Origin of the sequence: Sphingomonas glacialis (assembly GCF_006439055.1) — a bacterium.
Taxonomy (GTDB): domain Bacteria; phylum Pseudomonadota; class Alphaproteobacteria; order Sphingomonadales; family Sphingomonadaceae; genus Sphingomonas; species Sphingomonas glacialis_A.
On record NZ_RCZC01000001.1, the window covers coordinates 770,025 to 788,139 of the forward strand.

Below are 18,115 nucleotides of genomic sequence, written 5' to 3' on the forward strand. Positions count from 1 at the left end.
GATGGCCGAGAAAATCCGGCATCAGCTGTTCCTGCCCAAGCCAGTCAGCGACCGCCTCGAAACGCTTGCCGCAAAGCCCGGCGCGTCGAAGTCTGCAATCCTGACCGATGCCGTCACGGCCTGGCTCAACAGGCGGGGAGCGTCGGAACTGGAGGACCGCTTCGGAATCCGGCTCGATCGCCTGACGGCTGCGATCGGCAGGTTGGAGCGCGACGGCCACATCCAGCTCGAAACGATCGCGCTGTTCGTCCGCTACGAACTGGCGATCCACGCACCGCTCGCCGAGAACGACCATGCCGGCCGGGCCATCGCCGCCAAGCGGTTCGAAGCCTTCATCGCACAGGTCGGTCGGCAGATAGCCGCCGGCCGCCGAACGATCGGCAGCACGGAGCCTAGTCAATGAGCGGCGGCGTTTCCGCGGACCGGCGGCGCGCAATGCTGCGCACGGCGATGGGATCGGCGATTGCCGATGCCCTCGCCGATGCACGTGTCATCGAGATTATGGTCAATCCCGACGGCGCGCTACGCCTCGACCGGCTTGGCGAAGGGCGCACCGACACAGGTGTGCGGATGGACGCCGCCCAAGTCGAACGGATCATCCGACTTGTCGCTTCTCATGCTCGGGCCGAGGTTCACGGCGACGCGCCGATCGTCTCGGCCGAACTGCCGCCGCATATCGAGGGACGTGCTGGCGAGCGGTTCGAAGGACTGCTGCCGCCCGTATCGACAGCACCCTGCTTCTCGATCCGCAAGCCAGCGGAGCGGCTCTACAGTCTCGACGACTATGTGGCCGACGGCATCATGTCGCCAGCGGCCGCCGACCGGCTGAAGGCCTGCGTTACTCAACGCTACAACATCCTCGTGGCCGGCGGCACAAGCTCGGGGAAGACCACACTCGCCAACGCGCTTCTCGCCGAAATGGCTTGGGTGGACGAGCGCGTGATCCTGATCGAGGACACCCGCGAGCTGCAAAGCCCGGCCGCCGACACAGTGGCTTTGCGCACGCGCCCGGGTGTCGTGACGATGGCCGACCTCGTCCGCTCGACGCTGCGCCTGCGCCCCGACCGCATCATCGTGGGAGAGGTGCGAGGCCCCGAAGCGCTCGACATGCTCAAGGCCTGGAACACCGGCCATCCCGGCGGCATCGCCACCGTCCACGCCAATAGCGCGATCTCAGCACTCTACCGGATCGAGGGTCTCGTCCAGGAGGCGGTGGTCACGGTCCCGCGCCGGCTGATCGCCGAGGCGATCGACATCATTGTCTTCATCTCCGGACGCGGCCTCCAGCGCCGCATCTCGCAGATCGCGCGTGTCGCCGGGCTCGATCCCGACACCGGCGCCTACGCGCTCGCCGACTTCCTCTTGCCCCTCAACCCCCAAGGAGAATGACCATGCAGCTTGCCAAGATTCCGTCTCGCGGATCGACCTTCCTCGTCGGTGCGGCCATCGGCCTGACCCTCGCCATAGCCCCCGCCGCGCAGGCGGCCGGTTCCGGCATGCCGTGGGAGCAACCGCTCCAGCAGGTGCTGGAATCCGTCCAGGGTCCGGTCGCGAAGATCGTTGCCGTCATCGTGATCATCGTCACCGGTCTGACGCTGGCGTTCGGCGAAAGCAGCGGCGGCTTCCGCCGCCTCATCCAGATCGTCTTCGGCCTGTCGATCGCCTTCGCGGCGTCGAGCTTCTTCCTCAGCTTCTTCAGCTTCGGCGGTGGGGCGCTGATCGCGTGATCGGCGCCGGCCAACACCTCGAAGGGTTCGAGGCTCCCATCCATGGGAGCCTCGGATCGCCCATCCTGCTCGGCGGCGCACCGCGCGGGCTGGCGATCGTCAATGGAACGCTGGCAGCCGCCGTCGGCCTCGGCCTTCAGCAATGGATTGCCGGTCTCGTGCTCTGGGCGGTCGGCCACAGCATCGCCGTCTTCGCCGCGCGCCGCGACCCGGATTTCGCGCCCGTGTTGATCCGTCATCTCCGCCAGAAAGGCTATTTCGCGTGCTGAATCTCGCCGAATATCGTCACCGGCCCGACCGGTTGGCGGACTATCTCCCATGGGCGGCGCTCGTCGCAACTGGCATCATCCTGAACAAGGACGGGAGCTTCCAGCGGACGTTGCGCTTCCGAGGACCCGACCTGGAATCCGCGACCGAGGGCGAGCTGATCTCGGCCTGTGCTCGGGCCAACAATGTCCTCAAGCGGTTCGGGTCGGGCTGGGCGCTGTTCTTCGAAGCCGAGCGTCGCGTGGCATCTGCCTACCCCGACAGCGGCTTTCCCGATGCCGCGTCCTGGCTGGTCGACCAGGAACGACGCGCCGCCTTCCTCGGCGAAGGCGAACACTATGAAAGCCGCTATCATTTGACGCTGACCTGGCTGCCGACGCCGGATAGCGCCGAGGCGGCCGGCCGTTCGCTGGTCGAGCGGCCCGATGCCGACAAGGGCCGCGACTGGCACGGAGCGCTGTCCAGCTTCATCGCCGAAAGCGATCGCGCCCTCGATCTCTTCGCCAGCTTCATGCCCGAGGTCCGCGCTCTCGATGATTCCGAGACGCTGACCTTCCTGCATGGCACCATCTCAAATCGCCCGCATCATGTCGCGGTCCCGGAGACACCGGTCTATCTCGACGCGCTGCTCGTCGACACGCCGCTGACCGGCGGGCTGGAGCCGCGGCTCGGCGGCACCCACCTTCGCACGCTGACGGTGCTCGGCTTCCCAAGCATGAGTCGGCCGGGAATCCTCGATGCACTCAACCATCAGGACTTCGGCTATCGCTGGGTCACGCGCTTTCTCGCGCTCGACAAGAGCGACGCCACCAAAGCGCTCAACAAGCTGCGGCGGCAGTGGTTCAACAAGCGCAAGTCGATCACCGCGCTCCTGCGCGAGATCATGTACAACCAGCCATCTCTGTTGCTCGACACCGACGCCGACAACAAGGTGGTCGATGCCGACCTCGCGCTTCAGGTCCTCGGCGGCGACCATGTCGCGTTCGGCCACCTGACCACGACCATCACGGTCAGCGATAGTGATCGCGCCGGCGTCGAAGACAAGGTCAGGCGGGTCGAACGGATCGTCAACGGGCTCGGCTTCACGACGATACGAGAGGGTGTCAACGCGGTCGAGGCGTGGCTGTCGTCGCTGCCAGGTCAGGTCTACGCAAACGTCCGGCAGCCGCTGGTCCATACGCTGAACCTCGCGCATCTGATGCCGCTGTCGTCGGTCTGGGCCGGCCCTGTCCGCAACGCCCATCTCGACGGTCCCCCGTTGCTCCATGCCAGTACGGCAGGTTCGACGCCGTTCCGGCTGTCGACGCATGTCGGCGACGTCGGTCACATGCTGGTGGTAGGACCGACCGGTGCCGGCAAGTCCGTGCTGCTGGCCCTGATTGCGCTCCAGTTCCGGCGCTACGCGAACTCGCAGGTCTATATCTTCGACAAGGGGTTCTCCGCCCGCGCCGCCGTGCTGGCGATGGGCGGTGCGCATCACGCGCTGGGCCTCGGTGCCGATGCCGGCGAAACGCTCGCCTTTCAGCCTTTGCGCAGGATCGACGATGCCACCGAGCGAAGCTGGGCGGCGGAATGGATCGCGGCGCTGCTCGCGCACGAGAAGGTACTCGTCACGCCCGAGGTAAAGGATGCCGTCTGGTCCGCGCTCGGCAGCCTCGCGTCAGCGCCGCCGGAGGAACGCACCCTAACCGGGCTCACGCTGCTCCTCCAATCGAATGCGCTTCGCACCGCGCTTGGCGCCTACACGCTAGACGGCCCCTATGGACGGCTGCTCGACGCGGCCGAGCAGCATCTCGCCTTCGCCGATGTCCAGTGCTTCGAGACCGAGGAGCTGATGGGCCAGGCCGGCGTGGTGGCGCCGGTACTGACCTATCTCTTCCACCGGCTGGAAGAGCGGTTCGATGGTCGGCCGACCTTGCTGGTGCTCGACGAGGCCTGGATATTCCTTGATCATCCGCTGTTCGCCGCGCGAATTCGCGAGTGGTTGAAAGTGCTCCGCAAGAAGAACGTCGCGGTGCTGTTCGCGACGCAGAGCCTAGCCGACATCGCGTCGAGCAGCATCGCGCCGGCCATCATCGAGAGCTGCCCACAGCGCATCCTGCTTCCCAATGATCGCGCGATCGAGCCGCAAAGCCGAGAGGCCTACGAGCGCTTCGGACTGAACGATCGCCAGATCGAGCTGGTCAGCCGCGCCACGCCGAAGCGGCACTATTACCTGCAGTCGGCGCGCGGCAATCGGCTGTTCGAACTGGGCCTTGGTCCGGTCGCGCTAGCCCTGTGCGGCGCGTCGGACCCCGCCACGCAATCGCGGATCGACGCGATGATCGCCGACCACGGCCTCTCGGATTTCGCGGCCCGCTTCTTGCGCGATGCCGGCCTCGACTGGGCGGCCGACCTGCTCGCCGATTTTCCCGCCCCCCAAGCAAAGGAGTAATGTGATGCGTTTCCTCACCCGAAAAATTCTGATCGCGAAGGCGCTAGGTCTCGGGACAGCAGGCTCGCTCGCCATGGGCCTGGCCATGACAAGCACGCCTGCCCGCGCGCAACTGACGGTGTTCGACCCGAGCAATTACAGCCAGAACATCCTGACGGCCGCCCGGACGCTCACCCAGATCAACAACCAGATCCAGTCGCTGCAGAACCAGGCGCGAAGCCTGCTCAACCAGGCGAAGAACCTGACCACGATCGATTTCCCCGAGCTTCAGGCGCTGACCCAGACACTGCAGCAGGTCGATCGGCTGATGGGACAAGCCCAGGGCATCCGGCTTCAGGTCTCCGGCCTCGACCAGCAATTCCACCAGCTCTTCCCGCAGAGCTTCGGCCAGGCATTGCGGATGAACGATCAGGTCGTTGCTGCGCGCTCTCGCCTCGACACCGCCATGACCGCCTACCAGTACACGATGACCGTGCAGGCGCAGGTCGTCGAAAACGTCGCGGCCGATGCCCAGACCCTGTCTTCGCTGGTCGCGAAAAGCCAAGGTGCCGAAGGATCCTTGCAGGCGCAGCAGGCCACCAACCAGCTGCTCGCGCTAAGTGCTAAGCAACAGTTCCAGATCCAGAACATGATGGCCGCCCAGTATCGCGCCGAGACGATCGAGCGCGCGCGGCAGGCGCAAGCGCAGATCGATGCGCAGGCGGCGACCAAGAAGTTCCTCGGTTCCGGCAGCGCCTACACCCCCCAATAGGCGCGCCGGAGGGCGGCGACGGTCCGCCTCCCGTCGTCGTCTGCCGCGGGGCGGGGCTTCGCTCCCCCGGCTTCGCCCCGCGGCCTCTTTCACTTCGCTGAGGAACCAACAGCCGTGAACGATCTCAATGTCATCGACCGCTTCATGCAGGCGTTCATTACCTACATCGACGCCGGCTTCGGGTTGCTCGGCGGCGACGTCCACTTCCTGACCGTGACGTTGATCGGCATCGACGTGACGCTGGCGGGACTGTTCTGGGCGATGGGCGGCGACGACAATGTGATCGGCCGCTTCCTCAAGAAGATCCTCTACATCGGCGCGTTCGCGTTCATCCTGAACAGCTTCTCGACGCTTGCCGACATCATCTTCCGCTCGTGCGCGCAGGCCGGCCTCACCGCGGGCGGCGGCGGCATGTCGGCGGCTGATCTCCTCAAGCCCGGACGGCTTGCGGGGACGGGATTCTCTGCGGCCTGGCCACTCCTGCAGCAGGTATCCGAGCTGACGGGGTTCACGACCTTCTTCGACAATTTCCTGACCATCGCCGTGCTGCTGTTCGCCTGGGCGATCGTCATCATCACCTTCTTCATCCTCGCGGTGCAGATGTTCGTCACAATCATCGAGTTCAAGCTGACATCGCTGGCCGGCTTCATCCTTGTGCCATTTGCACTCTGGAACCGGACCAGCTTCCTGGCCGAACGCGTGCTCGGCAACGTGGTCTCGTCGGGCATCAAGGTGATGGTCCTCGCCGTCATCGTCGGCATCGGCTCAAACTTCTTCACCGAGTTCACGACCGCTCTGCAGGGCCAGGAGCCGGACATCGGACAGGCGCTGAGCCTGATGCTCGCCAGCCTCACCATGTTCGGTCTCGGCATTTTCGGTCCAAGCATTGCCTCGGGACTCGTCGCGGGCGCTCCGCAACTCGGTGCTGGTGCCGCGCTCGGCACGACCGTCGGCGCGGCGGGTATCACGATGCTTGCGGGCGGCGCTGCTGTTGGCGGGGCGCGCGCCCTTGGCGGCGCGGCACTCGGCGCGGTGCGGGCCGGCACCTCGATGGGATCGGCAGCTTCGACCGCCTACACGCTGGGCAAGGAAACCGCGTCGTCACCAACGATGGCGGCTGGCCTTGGCGGCGTGGCGCGCGCCGCCGGCAATGCCGCCCGCGAGCGCGCCTCGAGCGCGCTCGGCCTGGGCGAAGCCGCTTCGCAGGGTCGGGCTGCGGCCTGGAATGCACTCAATCGCAGCGGCCGGGCCGAAGCAGGATCATCCTCCGACGCCGACGGCACCCCGGCCTGGGCACGAGCGATGCGTGGCCAGCAGACCGCCCGACATCACCGCCAGATCGCGCTGCACACCTTGCAGCAAGGCGATCGCGGCGGCGCCTCCGCCACCCCCGACATCAAGGAAAGGGACGACTGATGATCTTCAAACGCGCCGTCCAGCGTTACGGACAAACCCCGGAGCCGGAGACGCCGTACCAGCGTGCCGGCCAGGTCTGGGATGAGCGGATCGGTTCTGCTCGCGTGCAAGCGCGCAACTGGCGCCTGATGGCATTCGGGTGCCTTGCCCTCACCGGCGGTCTTTCGTCAGGTCTCGTCTGGCAGTCGGTGCAGAGCCGCATTACGCCCTATGTCGTGGAGGTCGACCGGCTGGGCGAGGCGCGCGCCGTCTCGGAAGCAGAGGCGGGCTATCATCCCACTGATCCGCAGATCGCATGGCACCTGTCGCGTTTTATCGCGAACGTCCGCGGCCGATCGCTCGATCCGGTGCTGGTTCGCCAGGACTGGCTCGAAGCCTATGACTTCACCACCAAGCGCGGCGCCCAGTTTCTCGGCGACTATGCCCGAACCGCCGATCCCTTTGCCAGTATCGGCGAGCGGACGGTGTCGGTTCAGGTGACGAGCGTGGTCCGCGCATCGGATCGGTCCTTCCAGGTCAAATGGACCGAGACCGCCTATGAGCGTGGCGCGCAGTCCGGGACGCAGCGCTGGACGGCGATCCTGACCGTCGTGATGCGGGCGCCTACCGATGCGGACACGCTCCGGAAGAACCCGCTTGGCGTCTATGTCGATGCGGTCGACTGGAGCCGGGAGCTCGATCCTCCCGCGCAGTCGCGTCCGACACCGCCGCCTGCTGCCCCACCGCCTGTCCCGGCAGGCTTGCCGCTCGGCTCTCCCCTCGATCCCAATCTCGCTGCTCCCACGCAGCCCGCCCAGGAGTCACGCCCATGAAGTTCGTACTCGCAGCGTCCGCCCTCGCGATCATCGCGACGTCAGCGCAGGCCCAAACCACGACGCCTCAACCGGCACCGAGGCCCATCGCCGTCGCCAAGGCGTCGCCAGCGTCGAGGCAGCCAACTCGGCAAACGATCGCCCGCAAGCGAGTCAACCCGATGGTGGCGCGTGTCGCTGCGGCCAATCGTGCAGCCACACTGGAGCCGCAGGCACAGGGTTTCGTGAATGCGGTCCAGGTCTTCCCGTTCAGCGACGGCACGATCTATCAAGTCTACACCGCGCCCGGTGCCGTCACCGACATTGCCTTGCAGCCCAGCGAAAATCTCGTGGCGGTGGCGGCCGGCGATACGGTCCGGTGGGTCATCGGCGACACGACGAGCGGCACCGGCGCAGACAAGCGAACGCACATCCTAGTGAAGCCGTTTACCTCGGGCCTCGCTACTAATCTCGTCGTGACGACGGATCGGCGGAGCTACCACCTCCAACTCACCGCAACGTCGCGCACCGCGATGGCCGCCTTGTCATGGACTTATCCGGCCGACCAGCTGATTGCCCTGAAGCGGGCCGCCGAGCAGGTCGCCGCTGCAGCGCCGGTTTCCGAAGGACTGGCGGTCGACAACCTCCATTTCAACTATGCGATCAGTGGCGACGCGCCTGCATGGCGGCCCCTTCGTGCGTTCGACGATGGCCGGCAGACCTTTGTCGAGTTCGCCGCCAGCATCGCCGTCGGCGACGCGCCGCCACTGTTCGTTGTCGGGCCGACCGGCGAGGCCGAGCTGGTCAATTATCGTGTCCGCGGCCGATTCTATGTCGTCGACCGAATCTTCGACGCGGCCGAGCTCAGGCTCGGCACCAACAAGCAGCAGGTTGTCCGGATCGCACGCGTCGGTGACGGCACTTCCTCGCGAAAGGGGAAGCGCTCATGAGCGAGGCTACCGTCTCTCCAGCCGCGAAGCTCGATCCCGAGACGTTGGCGATCCGGACGAAGCCGGCGCGCGCGATTCGCTTTCGTCGCGGCGTTATCATCGCCGTCGCCGCTCTTGGATCCGTCAGCCTGGTCGTCGTCGCATGGATCGCGCTGAAACCGCGCGTCTTCAGCGCGGTCCCAGACGCCCGAGAATTGTCGGAGCCGAGCAATCGTCCGTCGACTGACGCTCTGAACGGCTTGCCCGCAACCTATGGCGATACCCCGAAGCTCGGGCCGCCGCTGCCCGGTGACCTGGGCAGGCCGATCCTCGAAAGCCAGCGCCGCATGGCTACGGAAACCGGCGTCGGCAATGATCCGTCGAGCCAGTCGGAGGCGCAAGAAAGGGAGCGCCGATTGTCGGAGTTGAGAGCCGCTCGCCAATCCGGGGTTTTAGTGCAAGGACGCACGACCGCTTCGCCGACAGTAGCAGCCGACGCCGCAGCAACGCCGGCGGCCCCAACGCCAGAGGCATCGGGACCAGCTCTTGATCCGGATCGGGACCCCAACGCTCAGGGGCGCAAGGCCCAGTTCGTTGGCACGCTCGATCGCTCCGGGGACATCAATCCACACACACTGACGGCGGCACCGTCGCCCTATCTGCTCTCGGCGGGCAGCGTCATATCGGCGAGTCTGATCACCGGCCTGCGCTCCGACCTGCCGGGGCTGGTGACGGCGCAGGTTACTAGCCAGGTGTTCGACAGCCCGTCCGGTCGTATTCTTCTTATCCCGCAGGGGTCGCGGCTGATCGGAAGTTACGACAGCGTCGTGGCATTCGGCCAGAAGCGCGCGCTGATAGTGTGGCAGCGGATAATGTTGCCCGACGGCAGCTCGCTCAGGATCGACAATGTCCCAGCCACAGACGCGTCGGGCTATGCCGGCCTGCAGGGCAAGGTCGACTTCCACACATGGGCGCTTCTCAAGGGCGTCGCGCTTTCGACACTGCTCGGCGTCGGCTTGCAGCTGACCGTCACGGGCGAGAGCGATCTCGTCCAGGCAATTCGAGAATCGACACAACAAAACGTGTCGCGCGCCGGCGACCAGCTTACGTCCCGTAGCCTCAATATCCAGCCGACGATCACGATCCAGCCTGGCGCGACCGTGCGACTGGTCGTCCACAAGGACATCATTCTCGCGCCTTGGCGCGGATAGGAGCAAATCATGCCCGAACTCAAACTGGCTCGGTTGCCCGACAGAACTCCAGTCAAGCTTGCGATTACCGTCACACCCGATCTGCACCAGATGTTGCAGGAGTACGCCACGCTCTATGCCGAAGCATATGGCCGCGAAGAACCCATTGCCGAGCTTATTCCCGCGATGCTGGCAAACTTCCTGGACGGCGACAGGGGATTTGCCCGGTCGCGAAACAGATCATGAAGCGCATGCTGCGCGCCGAGCTCGACGATATGGGAAAACTGCCGGACTCGGCGCAGGCGCACCCATCTGCCGATCGGGAGGCAGCCTGAAGTCATGACGTGCCCGCTTATGCTGTGGCAGATCTTCTCAGATCAATATTGCGATCGCGTGCCGCGCGCCTTGAACAACTGCACCAGATCTTCGCTCGACGTGATGTCATCCAGAACCGCCGTGGCGATTCCGGCATCATGGAGGGTTAGCCGGACCATGCCGCCCTTTGTGTCGAGCTTGCGAAGCATCTCGACGCGCCCGATCCTGGTCCGATGGTCGCGGGCAAAACGGGCAAGCCCCTTTGCCTTGGCGACGCTGTCGCCTGCATCAAGGTGCGGCTCGAGAATGTCGATTTCGATCCCCGCATCCGACCCGCGGAAGACGAGCAGATCGGGATAGCCGGCTTTCACGCCGTCATATGAATAGGCATAGGACAGCGCCCAACGCTTCCGGTCCAGATTGCGCAGGAAGCCGAGAAAGCCTGGACGCCGGCGTTCTTCGTCGAGCGTCTCCTGCTCCCATCCGTTCAGACGCAGGCGGCAACTGTCTTCCGTGCCCGGCTCAACGAATAAATGGCCATCTTGCTGCACGGCGTGCGGCTCAAGCGGAAAGAGCACGCGGCGTTCGGGCATCATCAACGCAAGCTGCACCGAACGGCCCGAGCGTTGGAGTACCGCGAACTGATCGGCCTGTGCGGGCGGCAAAGCGAGGATCTGCGGGCGGTAAGTGGCTTCGATGTCGGCGATCTGCTCCGATGCGACCTGCTGGAGTTTGGCAAGCACCGCTGGGATACCGGCAAGCTCGAGGAATTCGAGCTTGGCCTGCACGGGCACGTCGGGATCGTAGCGCTCGCGCAGCCAGCGATTGGCGACCTCCTCGGCAACGAGCGCTGCCGAGGCTTGGTAGCTGGTCTCGACGTCGGATTGGGCAAGCTCGCCGGTCGCATCGGTTTCGGCGATGATCAGGCCATCCTGCACGGTCACGCTGCTGACGACATATTCGCCGCGGCGCTGGATGCGATCGGCAAAATCCTGATCCGCGGCGCGTGCAGCGAAGGCGGCGCGGAGCACTTGGACCAGCGCATCGACGGCGCCGGCGGTCGCGCGCTCTACAAGACCATATTGTTCGAGCAGACGCGTGGTGCGCAGCAGGCGCCGGATCACCGGCGTCGGGCGTGTCGCCGGCACGACCTCGGTGGGCGCAACCTTAAGCACATCGAACAAAGTCTCGCCGCCCGGCCGCACCACCAGTTCCTGGAGGTCGGCGGCGGATTCGATCGCCGTTCCCGCTTCGCCAAGATCGGCGAGCAGATCGGCGCGAACTTCTTCCAGATTGCCGCGCTCGAAAAACGGCAGGAACAGGTGCGTCGAATTGAGCACCGCGTCGCCCGGCACCGAGCGGCCAAGCGGGGTACGTACCATACGGCCGACCAGCTGGGCGATTGCAGTGCGGTCGCGCATCGAGCGGAAGGACATCAGCACCTCCGCGCGCGGACAATCCCAGCCGGTATTGAGCGCGGTCTTGAACAGGACGACCCGGATGCCCGGATCTCCCGAAATCGAGCTCGGCTCGCGATAGGGAATGCTCCAGCCGGTTCCAAAGTTGAGATCACCGGTACCGTGGAAGCAATGGATGACTTCGGCGCCAGTCAGATCCGGCCATGCGTCGCGCAGCGTTTCGATAAGCAGCGGCAGATCGGTGGCGCTGGTCTCGCGGCCGGCACCATCCTCGACCTGGATGAGAATCGCCGGCTGGACCGGCTCAAGGGAATTCTCGAGCGTGTAGCGCCGCCAGTCGCGCTCGAAATCCTGTACGCAAGCAATCGCGCGGCCAAGCAGGCTCCACGGCGCCTCGCCGTCACGGCAGCCATGGAGTATGAGCTGGTCCTTGATCAGACCCGACCCCCGGACTTCGGCCGGATGGATGTCGACCGGCATAATCGCGCGGCCGCCCTTGTTGGTAAGATAGGATTGGAAGCGCGCCGGGGTCGCACTCATGCCGAGCACAATCTCGAGCGGCGGAAATGGCACCAAGGCACCGCCGCGCCGGATCAGCGGCTCGGGTGAATCGCCTTGCGCGCCTAGCACGAATCGCGAGGCGATCGTTTGCGAGATGCGCGCGTTGCCGAGCCCACGATGGGCTTCGTCGATGATCGCGATCAATTTGCCGGGGCGAGTTGCCTGGGTGGCGGCGATCGTTTCCCAGATCGTCGAGCTGCGATCGTCGCCATTGCGCGTCAGCAGCGATCCGGCACGCAGCTTCTGATAGTTGAGGAAATAGGCACGCCCCGTCTCGAGCTCGCTCCGGTCGAAGCTTTGGTCGATCTCGACAAGCTGGTCGAGGGAGAGGCCGTTCGCCGCGTCCTGGATGCGGACCAGCGACTGGCGATTAAGCTCGGGCAGATCGGACAACCACAGAAACGTCATGTCGGGCGAAGGCAGCAGCCCGGCGGCGGCAGAATATTCGTTACCGACCAACAGCGCCTCGATGATCGCGCCAAGCATCACCGTCTTGCCGGCACCCGTCGGCGCGGAAAACTGCACGCCTTGGGCAAGCGCGAGCGAGCGCGAGCCATATTGTGCCTGCTGAAGGATCTTCAGCAGCTTAACCACAGCGACTTCCTGATATTCGCGGAGCTTGAGCCTCATCGGTCGCCGAGGTTGATACGGAAGTTGGTCAGATAATCGCGGTACAGGCGGATGCGCCGCCGCGGCGGAATGTGTGGCGGCAGCGCCGCGCACAGCTGCTGAAACCCGTCGTCCGAATCACACACCAGAAAAGCCCAACTAACATCCTTCGCCTGTTCAAGCTCCGCGCGGAACGTGCGAAACGCGCTCTCGTCCGCGAGCAATGCAAATCCGCATTCGCAAGAGAGCAGATAGCCTTGCATATCGTCATATCGCGGAACCGGTCCCCGTGCGCCCGCCATCAACCACAAGGTTGGAATGAGATCGGCCAGGCGTTGGCCGATTTCGACTTCGCCGGGATCGAGGTACAGCATCCGCAGATAATTCAGGTTTGCCCGCAGTCCTTCCGAGGCTTTGCGCGTGACCGGCCGATCGACAACCCGGGGTCCTAGCGCTTCACGCAGCCGGACGGTCATCGCGCGATCGCGCGGATCGGTGCCCGAGGAAACCACGAAGACCTGCTCAATCTCGCCGGCTTCGGCAGCGGCGTCGGCAAAGTCGTCGATAGCCTCAAGGTCGAAGAGCAAGGCCGTCTTGTGACGGTCGCCATCGGCCGGCGGCACATAATAAGGCCAGGCGTCCCGCACCAACTTGGCCGGGAGCCCGAGAAAAGGCGCGAGCGCGGCCCGGGCCGCGGGCGCCGCTGCTTGCGCCGGTCCGACAAAGGGCAGCACCCGGATCGGCATCTCGGTTTCGACCGAGCGCGTGCCGCCAAGCTCAAGGTCCCATTCGACTGGCGCATCGTCGCGCGCGCCCGAGATCGCATTGGCAAGCCGGGGATAGGTGACCGCCCGACAGATGCCGTGGCGCTCCCAGGCGTCCTCATAGGGCTGCACGCCCTCTAGGCTCAGCTCGCGCTCCTTCGGCTCGCCCAGCTCATTGTTGGTAACGATGAAGGCTTGCCGGTGTCCGTCGTCGAACTCGTTAAGAAGCTGGAGCGCGTGCGCTGTGGTTCCCGATCCTCCGAAAAAATCGAGGACCAGCGCCTCCGGGCGATCGCCGACAGTCGCCTTGAGGCAGTCGAGAACCGTGTAGATCGATTTCGGATAGGGAAATTCGACGCCGGTCAGCGCTTCGACCAAATTGGTGCCCTGTTCGCCTGCATTGTAGCGCGCGCCCGACCAGATGCTGCGGATCGGCACGGTTTTTCGTTCGCCCGAGATTACCTGGACGATCGTGTCGTTCGCAGTGCAACGCAGGGTAAGCGTCTTCTCCACAATCCCGTCTCGCACCGCGATCCTGGTATTGCGCCAGACCCGCTCAAGCCCGTCGCGTCCCAACGGGTAGATACGCTGATGGCCTTCCGCTGTTGGGTCGGTCGGGTAGGTATCATCCTTGCCGATCTCAGGACCGACGCCGACGACTTCGCGTGTTTCCGGATCGACATGGATCGCGAAGAAACTCTTGGGGCGCCCCGAACGGCGGTTGTTGTCGCCGCGCCCGCGCCGCCGATAGTCGCGAAGCTCGTCGCTCCCCTTGGCGATAGGCGCGAGGCTCCGGCCCGGCGGCACCACGAAGACCGCATATTCGTGCGTATTGCTGATATGGTTGCCGCCGCCGCCGCGCGGATTGTGCTGGATGACGACGGTCTCGATCGTCCAGCCCCGAAACAGGCGCTCCGATCCCAGCAGCGTCACCAGATGCGCATATTCATAATCGTCGATGGCGACAACAAGCACGCCGTCGGAGGCGAGCAGCCGACGCGCGATCACCAGGCGCCGCTCCATCATGGAAAGCCATTTGCTCGACTTAAACGCGTCGTTCCGGTCGACATAGTCGTTATTGTACCGCCAGTCCCGCGCGCCGGTATTGTAGGGCGGATCGATATAAATGCACTGAAACCGGCTCGAGTGCGTCCATTCGAGGAGCTCGAGCACGGCCAAATTCTCGCCCTCGATCAGGACATGCTCGGCGATCGCATCGTCGCGGCGGTCGGAAGCGACCGGGATCAACGCCGGGTAGATCGGTTCGTTCGAGCGCTTGAGGGCCACGATCGCGTCCGGCTCGAAATAAAGCAGCTCGGTCGCCCCGTTTGCCTCCGCGGTACATACGACGCGGTTGGGCTCAAGCTTGACGACACGCAGCGGCCGAGAATGCGAACTGCCGCGGGCTGATACCATCATCCCGGGACGAATCGGCAATCCGGGAAGCGAGACGAACTCGGGAATATGGCGCTCGAAATTCAGGCCGAGCGTGACCCTGCTAGCCAGCGTGGTAGCCGTCGTGGCGAGCCGTGCGCGCAGGCTCGGATCTTCAACCAGGGCAATGAGTTCGTCGAGTTTCGCCAAAATGTCGTCCTAGGGGAATTGGAAAGACGTGGTAGCCGGGTTAGGCCCGGCGTTCAAACGTCAGCTCAAATGATCAGCCACTTGCGGCCGTGCGTCCACAGGGGATTTGCCCGGGTGTCGAGCAGGCGCCGGAAACGCTGATAGTCGGCACCGGCACGATGCACCTCGTAGACGAAGCGGCGCGCGCCGGTCTTGCGCAGCTCCAGCAGTGCCGGCCGCGGCATCTCGGCGCCGGGGATCTCGATCGTCAGGTTGTGATGGTGGCGCGAAATGGTGCCGGGGGCCGGGTTAACGACCTGAGGGCCTTTGTGTGTCAGGCGCAGGCGCGGCAGCTGCGCCGCGTCGAAATCAATCGCGAAATAATGCTCCCAGACGGGCCGCGGCGGCTGAACCTGGGTCTCGCGCCCGATTCCCTGCTCGAGCGTCAGTTCCATGATCAGCGTCGTGAAGGGCGCTTGGCGCTTGGGAAAGCGAGGCGGGCGCGGCGGACGATAGATGGCTTCGAGCGCTTGAAGTGCCGCATCGTCGAGCTCGGTGATTGCCAAGCCCTGCACGAACGTCCGCGCCGCATCGATCATCGCCGGCTCGTCGAACTTGGCGACAGCCTCGATCAGATAACGCGCCGAATTGGTCGACGCGTTGGCCGATCCAACAAAGGCCCGATTGCCGAAGACCAAGACCTTGGCATGCAGACTCTGCGCGCTGAACACCCGCACTCCGCGGGCAAGCATCCGCCTCAGTGCCGCTGGCGCCGTGCCTCCGGCCGTGACGGTATCGACGCTCGCATCGACGACGAGGATGCTGCCAACCTTGAGCGGCAGCAGGCGGGGCCCTTCAGTGCTGAAATATGCGACTGCTACTTGCGATGCGCCAGCATTGGCACGCGCGGCGGCGGTGATTTCTGACCAGACACTAGGACCGAGAAACTCTGCCATGCACTTGGCCTAGCGACTTAAAGACGAGCGGCCAAAAAGTTTCGTTACCGTTACGGCTGAATTCGTATTGCTTTCGCACTAGAGCATTGTTTGGCGACGATTCGGCCACCCCTTAAAGCTGGTCTCCGAGCGAGTTGGGACTCGAACCAATCGCCGTTGGGATAACTTACGGTATCCACCATGGCACCGGAATTTGGCGCTGCTTTTTATCCGGTCAAATCAGATATATAGGCAGAATCGCCTAGTCCACTCCTGCTCAGAAATCGGGGACAGCCCGGCGTGCTGCACGCTTCGCTCCACGTACAGCTGCTTTTCGCAAACGACCGTCGATTCCCTCGGCGGTACCCGTAGGTCCCCCGAAACGGTCTGACGATCCCATCGTGCTTTCGCTAATTTTGGTCAGCCCGGAGCGACTAAACCGCATGTGGGCCGGAGGCGCGAATGACACCGGCGACATTTCTGATCTTACAGATGACTGCCATATCCGCATTGATTCTTGCGGGCATCTGGCTCGCACTTGATGGAGCAGCGGCACTGCGGTGGCAGAAATGATCGAGCGGGGGTGGGAGCAGAAGATCGAGCCGCTCACGGTGCGCATCTCGACCGCCGTCCGGATAACCGGCCTCAGCCGATCCCGCATCTACGAACTGATTCAGTCGGGCGATCTTGCGACCGTCAAGGTCGGGCGCGCCACGCTCATTCAATTTAGTAGCCTGAGGGCGCTCACCGCGGTTTCCGGGACCGCGCGAGGCTGACTTATCGAAAGATCGGTCAATGGCCCCGCGGGCATCATCTCAATGATGTCCAGCAAGGCCTATGGCTTTACCGCCGCGGTTGACTGCGTGGGCGTCGTGCCTTCCATTTGCCAGACTTCAACTTGCAGGAAACCGCTTTCGCTGGCCGAGGTGCTTCCGCCGCGTCACGCAGGCCGTCGAGATAATCCGACCAGTGCTGCATCATCGCGACGCGCTCGTCCCAATATTCGCCCCGCGCATAGGCGCGGCGGACGGACGACACCTCCTGATGGGCAAGCTGCCGCTCGATCGCATCCGGGTTCCAACGCCCCATTTCGTTGAGCAGGGTCGCGGCCATCGCCCGGAAACCATGGGCGGTCATCTCGCCGGTCTCGTAACCCAGCCTGCGCAGCGCCTGGTTGACGCCATTCTCGGACATCGGCCGCCTCGGGCTCCCCATGCATGGGAACAGATACTGTCGATGACCGCTGATTTCGCGCAACTCCTCGATCATTGAAAGCGCCTGCCGGGAGAGCGGCACCTTGTGCGAGCGGCGCATCTTCATCCGCTCGGCGGGAATCGACCAGAGTGCCTTTTCGACATCGATCTCGGTCCATTCGGCTTGGCGCAACTCTCCCGGTCGAACGAAGAGATGCGGGGACAGCCGCAAGGCCATGCGCGTGACAGCCTGCCCGGTATACCCATCCATCGTCTTCAAGAGCACGCCGACGCCGCCGGGATCGGTGATCGCGGCATGATGCACGGTCTTGGGCGTCGTCAGCGCACCGCGCAGGTCGGCCGCCACATCACGATCGCAGCGCGCGGTCGCGATGCCATATCGGAACACACGACTGAGAATGCTCCGCATGCGACGGGCGCTTTCGTACCGACCCTTCGCCTCGACCTTTCGCAGGACGGTTAGCGCCTCGGTCGGCGATATCGCGTTGATCGGATGAGAACCGATCAACGGGTAGGCCATGCCGAGCAGCCAGCGAATCTTGTCCAATGTGATCTCGGCGCGACCTTCCCGTTCGCACTTCGCGATCCATTCGAGCGCGACATCCTTGAACGTGGTGGCGACGGCGAACCGGGCCGTTACCTTCGCCCGCTTCTTTTCGAGAGCCGGGTCGAGCCCGGCCGCTATCGCCTTTCTCGCCTCGCGGCATCTCTCGCGGGCATCGGCGAGTGAAGTGTCCGGCCATGGTCCAATATGAAGCGTCTTCTGCCGGCCGGCATATCGATAGCGGAAGCGCCAGAGCTTCGAGCCGCTCGTCTGAATGGCAAGGAAGAGTCCATGTCCGTCGGACAGGTTGTACGGCTTCGCGGTGGGCTTTGCGGACGTGATCTTGAGTTGTGTCAGCATCGTCGTGATCCTGGATTTCTCCAAGTTCACCCAGCAGACACAAAATGAGACCTTTTTTGTGTCTCTTGTGCTGAATTCCGCTGGATCAACCCGGACGGTTGCCAGCGATCGTCGATGAATTTGTGCTTTGAAACCAGCCGCTTGCTGGACGTCCCTGGACGTTCCCAGATGGAACGAACAGGAAACAGATGGTGCCCGGAAGAGGACTCGAACCTCCACGCCCTTGCGAGCGCCAGCACCTGAAGCTGGTGCGTCTACCAATTCCGCCATCCGGGCACTGGGTAGGTCGCGGGCCTTAGGGGAGGCGAGTCGGCCTTGTCAACACAC

General features: G+C 64.4%; 16 protein-coding genes and 1 tRNA gene. 12 read left to right on the plus strand and 5 right to left on the minus strand.

Features of this window, described 5'->3' with window-relative positions:
* Window position 1: 1 nt before the first annotated feature.
* The 11 genes from EAH76_RS03445 to EAH76_RS03495 all read left to right on the plus strand — a co-directional run bounded on the left by EAH76_RS03445 (window position 2) and on the right by EAH76_RS03495 (window position 9,751).
* Window positions 2-403: a CopG family transcriptional regulator gene (locus EAH76_RS03445; protein WP_140848102.1), complete on the plus strand. Its 402-nt coding sequence runs from the start codon at window positions 2-4 to the stop codon at window positions 401-403.
* Window positions 400-1,389, plus strand: a complete 990-nt coding sequence (gene trbB, locus EAH76_RS03450; RefSeq protein ID WP_140848105.1) for a P-type conjugative transfer ATPase TrbB — start codon at window positions 400-402, stop codon at window positions 1,387-1,389. Before EAH76_RS03445 ends, trbB begins: the two co-directional genes overlap by 4 nt.
* Window positions 1,386-1,727, plus strand: coding sequence for a TrbC/VirB2 family protein (locus tag EAH76_RS03455; RefSeq protein ID WP_241659536.1), 342 nt, complete (start codon window positions 1,386-1,388; stop codon window positions 1,725-1,727). The genes trbB and EAH76_RS03455 overlap by 4 nt, the downstream gene beginning before the upstream one ends.
* On the plus strand, window positions 1,724-1,996 hold the full coding sequence (locus EAH76_RS03460) for a VirB3 family type IV secretion system protein (RefSeq protein WP_140848111.1): 273 nt from the start codon (window positions 1,724-1,726) through the stop codon (window positions 1,994-1,996). The genes EAH76_RS03455 and EAH76_RS03460 overlap by 4 nt, the downstream gene beginning before the upstream one ends.
* Window positions 1,990-4,428: a conjugal transfer protein TrbE gene (gene trbE, locus EAH76_RS03465; RefSeq protein ID WP_140848114.1), complete on the plus strand. Its 2,439-nt coding sequence runs from the start codon at window positions 1,990-1,992 to the stop codon at window positions 4,426-4,428. The genes EAH76_RS03460 and trbE overlap by 7 nt, the downstream gene beginning before the upstream one ends.
* 4 nt (window positions 4,429-4,432) lie before the next feature.
* Window positions 4,433-5,179, plus strand: a complete 747-nt coding sequence (trbJ, locus tag EAH76_RS03470; protein WP_140848116.1) for a P-type conjugative transfer protein TrbJ — start codon at window positions 4,433-4,435, stop codon at window positions 5,177-5,179.
* A gap of 114 nt (window positions 5,180-5,293) precedes the next feature.
* Window positions 5,294-6,595 carry a P-type conjugative transfer protein TrbL gene (gene trbL / locus EAH76_RS03475; RefSeq protein WP_140848118.1) on the plus strand — a complete coding sequence of 434 codons (1,302 nt, stop codon included), beginning with the start codon at window positions 5,294-5,296 and terminating at the stop codon, window positions 6,593-6,595.
* Window positions 6,595-7,407, plus strand: coding sequence for a conjugal transfer protein TrbF (gene trbF / locus EAH76_RS03480; RefSeq protein ID WP_140848120.1), 813 nt, complete (start codon window positions 6,595-6,597; stop codon window positions 7,405-7,407). Before trbL ends, trbF begins: the two co-directional genes overlap by 1 nt.
* Window positions 7,404-8,336 carry a P-type conjugative transfer protein TrbG gene (trbG, locus tag EAH76_RS03485; RefSeq protein WP_140848122.1) on the plus strand — a complete coding sequence of 311 codons (933 nt, stop codon included), beginning with the start codon at window positions 7,404-7,406 and terminating at the stop codon, window positions 8,334-8,336. Before trbF ends, trbG begins: the two co-directional genes overlap by 4 nt.
* Window positions 8,333-9,526, plus strand: coding sequence for a TrbI/VirB10 family protein (locus EAH76_RS03490; RefSeq protein WP_140848124.1), 1,194 nt, complete (start codon window positions 8,333-8,335; stop codon window positions 9,524-9,526). The genes trbG and EAH76_RS03490 overlap by 4 nt, the downstream gene beginning before the upstream one ends.
* Before the next feature lie 9 nt (window positions 9,527-9,535).
* Window positions 9,536-9,751: a DUF2274 domain-containing protein gene (locus EAH76_RS03495; RefSeq protein ID WP_140848126.1), complete on the plus strand. Its 216-nt coding sequence runs from the start codon at window positions 9,536-9,538 to the stop codon at window positions 9,749-9,751.
* A gap of 131 nt (window positions 9,752-9,882) precedes the next feature.
* Here the strand turns inward: EAH76_RS03495 and EAH76_RS03500 are convergent, their stop codons facing one another.
* From EAH76_RS03500 to EAH76_RS03510, 3 genes are all read right to left on the minus strand, one after another.
* Window positions 9,883-12,429 carry a DEAD/DEAH box helicase family protein gene (locus EAH76_RS03500; protein WP_140848128.1) on the minus strand — a complete coding sequence of 849 codons (2,547 nt, stop codon included), beginning with the start codon at window positions 12,427-12,429 and terminating at the stop codon, window positions 9,883-9,885.
* On the minus strand, window positions 12,426-14,756 hold the full coding sequence (locus EAH76_RS03505) for a site-specific DNA-methyltransferase (RefSeq protein WP_140848130.1): 2,331 nt from the start codon (window positions 14,754-14,756) through the stop codon (window positions 12,426-12,428). Before EAH76_RS03505 ends, EAH76_RS03500 begins: the two co-directional genes overlap by 4 nt.
* Before the next feature lie 65 nt (window positions 14,757-14,821).
* Window positions 14,822-15,691, minus strand: a complete 870-nt coding sequence (locus tag EAH76_RS03510) for a phospholipase D family protein (RefSeq protein ID WP_140848132.1) — start codon at window positions 15,689-15,691, stop codon at window positions 14,822-14,824.
* A 548-nt stretch (window positions 15,692-16,239) separates the two neighbouring features.
* Here EAH76_RS03510 and EAH76_RS03515 point away from each other — a divergent pair.
* On the plus strand, window positions 16,240-16,446 hold the full coding sequence (locus EAH76_RS03515) for a helix-turn-helix domain-containing protein (RefSeq protein ID WP_140848397.1): 207 nt from the start codon (window positions 16,240-16,242) through the stop codon (window positions 16,444-16,446).
* Between the two features lie 67 nt (window positions 16,447-16,513).
* Here the strand turns inward: EAH76_RS03515 and EAH76_RS03520 are convergent, their stop codons facing one another.
* Window positions 16,514-17,788, minus strand: coding sequence for a tyrosine-type recombinase/integrase (locus tag EAH76_RS03520; protein ID WP_140848135.1), 1,275 nt, complete (start codon window positions 17,786-17,788; stop codon window positions 16,514-16,516).
* 189 nt (window positions 17,789-17,977) lie between these two features.
* Window positions 17,978-18,064: transfer RNA gene (locus EAH76_RS03525), tRNA-Leu, on the minus strand.
* Window positions 18,065-18,115 lie beyond the last annotated feature (51 nt).

Bases quoted from the DNA above. Each gene is read 5' to 3' on its own strand.
- EAH76_RS03445 (WP_140848102.1), top strand. From the start codon at position 2: ATGGCCGAGAAAATCCGGCATCAGCTGTTCCTGCCCAAGCCAGTCAGC.
- trbB (WP_140848105.1), top strand. From the start codon at position 400: ATGAGCGGCGGCGTTTCCGCGGACCGGCGGCGCGCAATGCTGCGCACG.
- EAH76_RS03455 (WP_241659536.1), top strand. From the start codon at position 1,386: ATGACCATGCAGCTTGCCAAGATTCCGTCTCGCGGATCGACCTTCCTC.
- trbJ (WP_140848116.1), top strand. From the start codon at position 4,433: ATGCGTTTCCTCACCCGAAAAATTCTGATCGCGAAGGCGCTAGGTCTC.
- trbF (WP_140848120.1), top strand. From the start codon at position 6,595: ATGATCTTCAAACGCGCCGTCCAGCGTTACGGACAAACCCCGGAGCCG.
- trbG (WP_140848122.1), top strand. From the start codon at position 7,404: ATGAAGTTCGTACTCGCAGCGTCCGCCCTCGCGATCATCGCGACGTCA.
- EAH76_RS03490 (WP_140848124.1), top strand. From the start codon at position 8,333: ATGAGCGAGGCTACCGTCTCTCCAGCCGCGAAGCTCGATCCCGAGACG.
- EAH76_RS03495 (WP_140848126.1), top strand. From the start codon at position 9,536: ATGCCCGAACTCAAACTGGCTCGGTTGCCCGACAGAACTCCAGTCAAG.
- EAH76_RS03500 (WP_140848128.1), bottom strand. From the start codon at position 12,429: ATGAGGCTCAAGCTCCGCGAATATCAGGAAGTCGCTGTGGTTAAGCTG.
- EAH76_RS03510 (WP_140848132.1), bottom strand. From the start codon at position 15,691: ATGGCAGAGTTTCTCGGTCCTAGTGTCTGGTCAGAAATCACCGCCGCC.
- EAH76_RS03515 (WP_140848397.1), top strand. From the start codon at position 16,240: ATGATCGAGCGGGGGTGGGAGCAGAAGATCGAGCCGCTCACGGTGCGC.
- EAH76_RS03520 (WP_140848135.1), bottom strand. From the start codon at position 17,788: ATGCTGACACAACTCAAGATCACGTCCGCAAAGCCCACCGCGAAGCCG.